General features: G+C 68.3%; 2 protein-coding genes and 1 pseudogene. 2 read left to right on the top strand and 1 reads right to left on the bottom strand.

The window, feature by feature from the left end:
• Window positions 1-73: 73 nt before the first annotated feature.
• A complete protein-coding gene (locus CCN35_RS29780; RefSeq protein ID WP_245863493.1) occupies window positions 74-286 on the bottom strand; it encodes a hypothetical protein in 213 nt (70 codons plus the stop codon).
• Between CCN35_RS29780 and CCN35_RS29785 the strand changes: the two are divergent.
• Window positions 200-487 (top strand): annotated as a pseudogene (locus tag CCN35_RS29785) (protein-L-isoaspartate(D-aspartate) O-methyltransferase); the annotation flags it as partial. The gene CCN35_RS29780 and the pseudogene CCN35_RS29785 sit on opposite strands and share 87 nt — an antisense overlap.
• A gap of 103 nt (window positions 488-590) precedes the next feature.
• Complete coding sequence (locus CCN35_RS29790; protein ID WP_245863494.1) at window positions 591-983, top strand: hypothetical protein; 393 nt, start codon at window positions 591-593, stop codon at window positions 981-983.
• The last annotated feature ends 396 nt before the right edge of the window (window positions 984-1379 follow it).

A 1379-nucleotide genomic window follows, 5' to 3' on the forward strand; every position in this document is an offset into this window, starting at 1 on the left:
GGGCCACGGCTGGGTGCTGCGCACCGGCCCGGACGATCCCGACGCCTGGCTGGAGGCGGCCTACAGCGACCAGTCACTGGTCACCCAGGTCGACACCCACCACGCCGACAGAGCCGACACCGATGACGTCCTCGCCGGCGGCACACCGACGTCGTCGTCGACGCTTCCCAGCCTCGTCGTGCGGATGTACCGGCATGCGATGATCGGCGACGGTCACCAGCTCCTCGTCACCACGGGCACGGGCTACGGCACCGCCCTGGCATGCGCACGGCTCGGCGAGGAGCACGTCACGAGCATCGACATCGACGAGTACTTGGTGAAGCTCGCTGCAGACCGGCTCGCGCTGCTCGGTGAACGCCCGCGCATGGAGGTCTGTGACATCACCGGGCCACTGCCCGGAGAGTACGACCGCATCGTCGCCACGGTGTCGGTCCGCCCCGTACCGGTCTCCTGGCTCAAGGCACTCCGCACGGGCGGCCGGTTCGTGACCACGATCTCCGGCACCGGCCTGATTCTCACCGCGGACAAGACCGCGGACGGCGGCGCCGTGGGCCGGATCGAGTGNNCACGGCGACAGCTACGACAGCCCCGTGGACGACATCTGGAAGGGAGCCGCCCAGGACGAGGGAGAGGAGATCTTCACCAGCCGGTACCCGCTGCTGTACCCGCCCGACGCGTGGGACGTCATGTCGATGCTCGAGCTGCAGCTTCCCGGCATTCAGTACCGCAAGACACAGGACGGCGACACCCGCACGGTCTGGCTGCTCTGCCCCGACGGCTCATGGGCCCGCGCCACGGCAACGGGGTTTCTCGAGTCGCCGGTCGTGCATCAGAGCGGCCCCCGACGGCTGTGGTCGGACCTGGAACGCATTCGCAACCGGCTCAACCGGGAGGGTGCCCTGCCCGTCTACGGCGCCCGGGTCACCATCACCCCGGACGGCACGACCACCCTCACCCGCGGAGCCTGGAAGGCCACGTTGTAGCCGCCTGACCCGTTTCCTGCTGCGCCCCGAGTTTGCCCAGCTCGGGGGCAGCGTGTTGATACTGCAACAGATCACCGGATCACGGTCGTTGACGTTCCACCAGTGAAGAGCAGCGAAGAGGGGTGCGCCTTGCGTCGACCCCGCGGCACTCCGGATGGAACGGTGACTGTCGTATGAAACGGCGCCGCACAGCTACTTGGCCGCATTAGGCCTGGCCTTCGGCTGCTCCGGCTTCGCCCTGACCGGCGACGGCGATGCGGCGGAGGACTGGATGTTCATCGAGTGCAATCCCAACGGCCAGTGGGGCTGGTTGCCTGACGCCCACCGGATAACCGAGGCGTTCGCCGACATCCTGAGCACAAGCGCGAAAGGAGGCGGAGCGCGATGATGCCCGCC

It is taken from the genome of Streptomyces thermovulgaris (genome assembly GCF_002155915.1).
Classification (GTDB): domain Bacteria; phylum Actinomycetota; class Actinomycetes; order Streptomycetales; family Streptomycetaceae; genus Streptomyces; species Streptomyces thermovulgaris.